Here is a 7,147-nt window from a genome sequence, read left to right as displayed (position 1 = left end):
TTTTTTTTTTTCAGGCAGAAGACGGCATGCGAGATTCATGAGCGTCTCGTGGGCTCGGAGATGTGTATCAGAGACAGGGCCGCAGGGCTCACCGCCGAGCTGGCCCGCGAGGAAGCCGCCGCCCCGCCACGCCCCGCCCCGGCGGGACAGGGCCCGGACGACGCGCTGTGGGACGACGGCATGCTCCCGCTCTTCCCGCTCCAACCGGTGCGTACGGGCCGGGAGTTGCTCGCCGACCACGTGACGGCGCTGGTCTGCTGCGCGGCCGTGGACACGGCGGGCGCGGCACCCGGCCTCGACTGGCTGGACGGCCCGTCCCTCCTGGTGGACGGCGAGCGGGCGGCGGACCTGGCGCCGCACGTCCTGAGCCTGGTGGAGGACGGCGACCCGATCCCCCTGAAGGGCTGGCTGGCCCGCCTGGGCGTCCGCCCGGAGAAGCCGGTGCGACTCGTCTGACCCGAGCACGGGCATGAGCGCGGGCCCGAGCCCTACCCCTACCCCGGACCCAGTGGCATCGCCAACCCCCGGAAGGATCCCTTCCGTTCTCGTCGATTAGCGACGAACGGTGACGGAGTGCGTGCGTAATGTGATGTGCTGGGACCGACCGCCGGACCGGACATGTCAGAGGCAACACCGCGCGGGGGCGGAACGCGGACAAGAGACCGCACAGCGCAGCGCAATCCCGGGGGAGTGAGGGAGGGGTACACACATGGGGTCGGAGCAGATCCGCAGGTGGGAATCGGGCGCGCTGGCGCACGCCGTGACCGACCCCTTCGGCCAGGGCCCGCTCCCCTGGCTCCGGGGCGCCGAGCACTACTTCGACGACACGGGCCAGGTCGTCCCCTGGTACCTCGACCACGCCCCGGCCCCCGGCGCGCGCAACATCCCCGTACCCCGCACGCGTACCAACGGCCCGCGCACCGCCGACGACGTACACGGCCAGATCAAGGGCTTCACCTCCACCGGCGCCGCGGCCCCTGGCGAGGCGATCGACTTCCACGTGACGGTGGACCCGCCCCAGCAGTTCAGCGTCGACATCTACCGCATCGGGCACTACGGCGGGGACGGGGCATCGAAGATCACCACGAGCCCGCGCCTCTCGGGGATCGTCCAGCCGCCCCCGCTCACCGCCGACCGCACGGTCTCCTGCCACCACTGGTGGCTCTCCTGGCGTCTGCAGATCCCGAGTTACTGGAACATCGGGGCGTACGTGGCGGTCCTCACGACCGTCGACGGCTACCGCTCGCACGTCCCCTTCACGGTCCGCGACAGCCACCCGGCCGACCTGCTGCTCCTCCTCCCGGACATCACCTGGCAGGCGTACAACCTCTATCCGGAGGACGGCCGCACGGGCGCGAGCCTCTATCACGCGTGGGACGAGAAGGGCCGTCTCCTCGGCGAGAGCGAGGCCGCCCACACAGTCTCCTTCGACCGCCCGTACGCGGGCGCGGGCCTGCCCCTGCACGTGGGCCACGCCTACGACTTCATCCGCTGGGCCGAGCGGTACGGCTACGACCTCGCTTACGCCGACACCTGCGACCTGCACGCGGGCCGCATCGACCCGACCCGCTACCGGGGCCTGGTCTTCCCGGGCCACGACGAGTACTGGTCGTCGAACATGCGCCGCACCACGGAGCTGGCCCGCGAGCACGGCACGTCCCTCGTCTTCCTCTCCGCCAACACCATGTACTGGCAGGTGGAGTTGGGCCCTTCCCCGTCCGGCGTCGAGGACCGCCTGCTCACCTGCCGCAAGCGCCACGGCCCCGGCAGGCCCGCCCTCTGGCGCGAGCAGGACAAGGCGGAGCAGGAGCTCCTGGGCATCCAGTACGCGGGCCGTGTCCCGGACCCCGCCCCCCTCGTCGTACGCAATGCCGATCACTGGCTGTGGGAGGCGACGGGCGCGCACGAGGGCGACGAGATCGAGGGTCTGGTCGCGGGCGAGGCCGACCGCTACTTCCCGCGCACCGCCCTGCCCGAGCACCAGGGCCGCATCCTCCTGGCCCACTCCCCGTACGAGGACAGCGAGGGCGTCACCCGGCATCAGGAGTCGTCCCTCTACCGCGCCCCGTCCGGCGCCCTGGTCTTCGCATCCGGCACCTTCGCCTGGTCGCCGGCGCTCGACCGCCCCGGCCATGTGGACACCCGCGTCCAGCGCGCCACGGCGAACCTCCTGGACCGCATCTGCAAACGGGACTGAAAGCCCGCCGACGCCCACCGGCATCCCCCTGGCCAGAAGCTGCTCCCGCATGCGAGAGAATCAGCAGCACTTGGCCAGAACCACGGGGAGGAACCGTGTCCGGATTCGTAGAAAAGCCCGAGCCTGTCGAGGTCCCGGGCCTGGTGCATGTGCACACCGGAAAGGTGCGCGACCTGTACCAGAACGAGGCGGGCGACCTCGTGATGGTCGCGAGCGACCGCATGTCCGCCTACGACTGGGTGCTGCCCACGGAGATCCCCGACAAGGGCAGGGTCCTCACGCAGCTCTCCCTGTGGTGGTTCGATCAGCTCGCCGACCTCATCCCGAACCACGTCATCTCCACCGACGTCCCGGCCGGTGCCCCCGCCGACTGGGAGGGCCGCACCACGGTCTGCACGTCCCTGGAAATGGTCCCGGTCGAGTGCGTGGCCCGCGGCTATCTGACGGGCTCGGGCCTGGTCGAGTACGAGGCGTCGCGCACCGTCTGCGGCCTCGCGCTGCCCGACGGCCTGAGCGACGGCTCCGAGCTGCCCGCGCCGATCTTCACGCCCGCCACGAAGGCGGAGGTCGGCGAGCACGACGAGAACGTGTCGTACGAGGAAGTGGCCCGCCAGGTCGGCGCGGACACGGCGGCCCAGCTCCGCCAGGCGACCCTCGCGGTGTACGGCAGGGCCCGCGACATCGCCCGCGACCGGGGCGTCATCCTCGCCGACACGAAGTTCGAGTTCGGCTTCCAGGGCGAGAAGCTGATCATCGCGGACGAGGTCCTCACCCCGGACTCGTCCCGCTTCTGGCCCGCGGACGCGTGGCAGCCGGGCCGCGCCCAGCCGTCCTTCGACAAGCAGTTCGTCCGCGACTGGCTGACCTCGCCGGCCTCCGGCTGGGACCGCAAGAGCGAGCAGCCGCCGCCCCCGCTCCCGCAGGACGTGGTGGACGCGACGCGCGCCAAGTACATCGAGGCGTACGAGCGTCTGACGGGCACGGCCTGGTAGTCGGCGTACGAAGAAGGCCCCGGTCGAGTGACCGGGGCCTTTCATCTGGAGCGGACGACCAGGTTCGAACTGGCGACCTCAACCTTGGCAAGGTTGCGCTCTACCAACTGAGCTACGTCCGCACTGCGCCGAAGCGCGAAGCCAACTATACCCAACCTCGCTCGCGTGCGAGACGCACCGCGGCATGACGGTTCTCCGCCCCGATCTTGGTGGCGGCGGAGGAGAGGTAGTTCCGGACGGTCCCCTGGGACAGCGCGGCCCGCTCGGCGATCTCCGCGACGGGTGCCCCGTCGGCGGCGAGTTCGAGGACTTCGGCCTCGCGGGCGGTCAGCGGCGAGTCCCCGGCGGAGATCGCGTCGGCGGCCAACTCCGGGTCCACGTAGCGGTTTCCGGCGTGCACGGTCCGGATGATCTCGGCGAGCCGCTGCGCGCTGACGGTCTTCGGCACAAACCCCCGCACCCCCACCGCGAGCGCCCGCTTGAGATGCCCCGGTCTGCCATGACTCGTCACGATCATGGTGCGGCAGTACGGCAGTTCATCCCGCAGAGATGTGGCGACACTCACACCGTCGGCGCCCGGCATCTGCAGATCGAGCACGGCGACATCGGGCCGGTGCGCCCGCGCCATGGCCAGCGCCTCGGGCCCGGTGGCGGCCTCGGCGACCACGACAAGATCGTCCTCGAGCGCGAGGAGCGCGGCGAGAGCGCCGCGGATGAGGTGCTCGTCGTCGGCGAGCAGTACGCGAACGCTCACCGGGAAACCTCCACCCGCTCCGGCTGCCGCACGGCGAGTGGGGCCTCCCCTGAGGAACCAGGCAGAGGAACCTCCGCGGACAACCGGAACCTTCCTCCGCAGGACGCGAAGTCCAGCACCCCGCCCACCACGGCCAACCTCTCTCGCAGCCCCGCGAGCCCGGACCCCGCACCCCCTGGCGCGACCTCGGGCACACCGTCGTTCTCGACGACCAGCGTCGTACGCACGCCGGTGACGGCCAAGGCGATGTCGCACCGCCCTGCGTCCCCGTGCCGCAGCACATTGGTGGTCGCCTCCCGCACGACCCACCCGAGAGCCGACTGCACAGGAACCGGCAGCCCCGCCGGCGACCCGCTCACCCGGCAGTCGATCCCGGCGGCCTCGAGCACGCCCTGCGCACCGGCGAGTTCGACCGCCAGGTCGATCTCTCGATACCCCCGGACCACTTCCCGCACCTCCCGCTGCGACTCCTGCGCGATCCGCTGCACCTCGACCATCTGGTCGACCGCCTCGGGCCGCCCCCGCCGCGCGAGCTGCACCGCGAGCTCGCTCTTCAGCGCGATGACCGCGAGGTTGCGCCCCATCACGTCGTGCAGGTCCCGCCCGAACCGCAGCCGCTCCTCGGCCACCGCGAGCCGTGCCTCGACCTCACGGGCCCGGTCGGCCTCCCACATCACGGAGAGCGTCCAGGCGCCGCAGCGCGAGGAGAGCAGCGAGATCACGGCGCCGAAGGCGATCACCACGGCGGTCCCGGCGAGCCGCCCGTCGTGGATGCCGACCGCGGCGGAGGCGGCCACCATCACGACGTCGATCACGGCGAACCGGATGAGGAAGGTGCGGATCGGTACGGCGAAGGCCAGCGACTCCCCGTACGGCATGACGGCGAACATCGTGGCGAAGGTGAGCATCCCCTCCTCGACGCCGTCCACGGCCAGCAGGGCGAGCACCAGGCCCAGTACGACGATCATGAGCCCGGTCGAGACGGCGAGGTCGCGGCGCGGCGCCTCGGCGCGCTTCAGATAGTGGTCGATGGAGCGCCGCAGCGTGCGGTTGACGTGCAGGCACTGCACGGCGGCGACGGCGACAAGCGCCGAGCCGAGGATCAGCGGAAGGGTCTGCTGCCGCACGCTCACGCCGAGCGGCAGCGAGCCCCAGCTGACGTAGAAGAGCCAGGGCATCGCGTGCCACATGGTCACGCTCTGGAACTCGACCTTCTCGATCTTGCTCCGCTCGTGCCAGCCCCGCTTCAGCCCCCGAATCCGCCCGACCACGCCTGCCCCCTCCGTCTAGCGCCGGGGTTCCCAGCGGAACCACCGTCGTAGAGCAAACACCGAGACCAGGGTCCAGGCCACCGCCGTGGCGACGGCGCCGAGGGCCTGGGACGCCGAGAGGTTCCCGGTCCAGCCGCCCCGCACCAGCTCGATCACCGGCGAGAGCGGAAGCAGCTCGCAGACCGAGGCGAGCTTGTCGGGCATGACCTCGAAGGGGACGAAGAGTCCCGAGCCGAACATCGACGCGAACGACAGGGGCATGGCCATGACCTGCGCCGACTCCACGGACCTGCTGAGACTGGCGGTGACCGCGGCGAGCGCGCTGAACATCACCAGACCCAACAGCACGCCGATGACGGCGAGGTGAGGTGCGTCCGGCGCCCCCGCGTCGAGCAGCGCGACACAGCCGGCCGCCAGGACGAGGCACTGCGCGATGCCGATGGAGACCGAGGGCAGCGCGGCCCCCGCGAGGATCTCCGGGTCCCGCAGCTCGCCGGTGCGCAGCCGCTTGAGGACCAGTTCCTCGCGGCGGGCGGCGTAGACACTGGTCAGCGCCGAGTAGACGGCGAAGAGCAGGGAGAAGCCGATGGCGCCCGGCACCACCACGGACCCGACCGAGAGGCCGGCCTCCTTCAGATCCATGCCGCCCGCGGCCTGGTGCAGGCTGAACGGCATCACCAGCGGCACGAAAAGCGCCGCGAACAACGTCCCCTTGCTCCGCCCGAGCAACGTCAGCTCGGCCCGCGCGAGCGCCCGCATCCGCCCCGCAGGGGTCGTCACCGCGGTGGTCCCGCTCACCGTCGCCGTACTCATGCCACCGTCTCCTTACGCGCCACCTCGGCGCCGCCCCTGGCGCCCCCGCCACCCTCGGCCTCCCGCGCGATCCGCAGGAACGCCTCCTCCAGCGAGGCCGCCCGCACATCGAGCCCCCGCAGCTCCACCCGGGCGTCCCGCGCCCACACAAGGAGACCCGTGGCGGCCCGCTGCAGCTCATGCGTGCGCAGCCGGACCCGACCGCCGGTCACCTCGTGCTCGCTCACGCCGAGCTCGCCGAGCGGCGGCAGATCCCCGACGAAGTACCCGTCGGGGAGTTCGAAGGAGACGTGCGAGGGCTGCGCGGCCACCACGTCGGCGACCCGTCCCTCGGCCGCGATCCGCCCCTCGTGCAGGATCGCGAGCCGGTCGGCGAGGTTCTCGGCCTCTTCGAGGTAGTGCGTGGTGAGCAGCACGGTCGTGCCGTTGTCGCGCAGGGCCCGCACCAACTCCCAGGTCTCGCGGCGCCCTTCGGCGTCGAGCCCGGTCGTGGGCTCGTCGAGGAAGAGCACCTCGGGCCGCCCGATGAGCGCCGTCGCCAGATCGAGCCGCCGCTTCTCGCCCCCGGACAGCATCTTCACGCGGACGCCGGACCGCTTGCCGAGCCCCACGATCTCCAGGGCCTCGTCGACCGGCCGCGCCCCACTGGTGCACCCCGCCCACATCCGTACGGTCTCCGCGACCGTCAGCTCGGAGGGAAAGCCGCCCTCCTGGAGCATCACGCCGATCCGGTGCCGCACGGCACCGCGCTCGGCGTAGGGGTCGTGCCCGAGCACCCGCACCCGTCCACCGGCGGGTGCGGCGAGCCCCTCGAGGAGTTCGACGGTGGAGGTCTTGCCCGCGCCATTGGTCCCGAGCAGCGCGAAGAGCTCACCTCGTCCGACGGAGAACGACACCCCCCGGACCGCCTCGAAACCTCCCCCACGCCTTAAGGGCGCGGGGGGACCCCCCTCGTACACGCGCCGAAGATCGGTCACGTCGATCACTTGGTCAGTCATGGTCATGAGAAGAGCGTCCCCCGGCCGCGAGCGCCGGAGCAGTGCGCGCTGTCACCGGCTCGCATGACAAATGTCAGAAGCCCCGTACGCTCAAAGGCGCCGTACGCGGGAAAACGAAGAAG

General features: G+C 71.4%; 6 protein-coding genes, 1 tRNA gene and 1 pseudogene. 3 read left to right on the top strand and 5 right to left on the bottom strand.

Annotation, left to right across the window (positions count from 1 at the left end; translation table 11 throughout):
* The 3 genes and pseudogenes from E2651_RS17585 to E2651_RS17575 all read left to right on the top strand — a co-directional run.
* Window positions 1-456, top strand: a pseudogene (locus E2651_RS17585) (hypothetical protein); the annotation flags it as partial.
* Window positions 457-709: 253 nt separating this feature from the next.
* Complete coding sequence (locus tag E2651_RS17580) at window positions 710-2,197, top strand: N,N-dimethylformamidase beta subunit family domain-containing protein (RefSeq protein WP_135332098.1); 1,488 nt, start codon at window positions 710-712, stop codon at window positions 2,195-2,197.
* A 95-nt stretch (window positions 2,198-2,292) separates the two neighbouring features.
* The gene (locus E2651_RS17575; RefSeq protein WP_135332097.1) at window positions 2,293-3,189 is read left to right on the top strand and encodes a phosphoribosylaminoimidazolesuccinocarboxamide synthase; all 897 of its coding nucleotides are present in this window, start codon (window positions 2,293-2,295) and stop codon (window positions 3,187-3,189) included.
* A gap of 46 nt (window positions 3,190-3,235) precedes the next feature.
* Here the strand turns inward: E2651_RS17575 and E2651_RS17570 are convergent.
* The 5 genes from E2651_RS17570 to E2651_RS17550 all read right to left on the bottom strand — a co-directional run bounded on the left by E2651_RS17570 (window position 3,236) and on the right by E2651_RS17550 (window position 7,031).
* Window positions 3,236-3,311 (bottom strand) — tRNA-Gly (locus tag E2651_RS17570).
* 23 nt (window positions 3,312-3,334) lie between these two features.
* Entirely contained in the window at window positions 3,335-3,943 is a 609-nt protein-coding gene (locus tag E2651_RS17565; protein WP_135332096.1) for a response regulator transcription factor, read from the bottom strand.
* The gene (locus E2651_RS17560; RefSeq protein WP_245238939.1) at window positions 3,940-5,214 is read right to left on the bottom strand and encodes a histidine kinase; all 1,275 of its coding nucleotides are present in this window, start codon (window positions 5,212-5,214) and stop codon (window positions 3,940-3,942) included. Before E2651_RS17560 ends, E2651_RS17565 begins: the two co-directional genes overlap by 4 nt.
* A 15-nt stretch (window positions 5,215-5,229) precedes the next feature.
* Window positions 5,230-6,027 (bottom strand): ABC transporter permease, encoded by a 798-nt coding sequence (locus tag E2651_RS17555; RefSeq protein ID WP_135332095.1) that lies wholly within the window; start codon window positions 6,025-6,027, stop codon window positions 5,230-5,232.
* Window positions 6,024-7,031, bottom strand: a complete 1,008-nt coding sequence (locus E2651_RS17550) for an ABC transporter ATP-binding protein (RefSeq protein WP_135332094.1) — start codon at window positions 7,029-7,031, stop codon at window positions 6,024-6,026. Before E2651_RS17550 ends, E2651_RS17555 begins: the two co-directional genes overlap by 4 nt.
* Window positions 7,032-7,147: the final 116 nt, after the last annotated feature.

Origin of the sequence: Streptomyces sp. MZ04, from assembly GCF_004684775.1 — a bacterium.
Taxonomy (GTDB): Bacteria; Actinomycetota; Actinomycetes; order Streptomycetales; family Streptomycetaceae; genus Streptomyces.
Note: the sequence above shows the minus strand (reverse complement) of the source record. Positions and strands in the feature narration are given on the sequence as shown.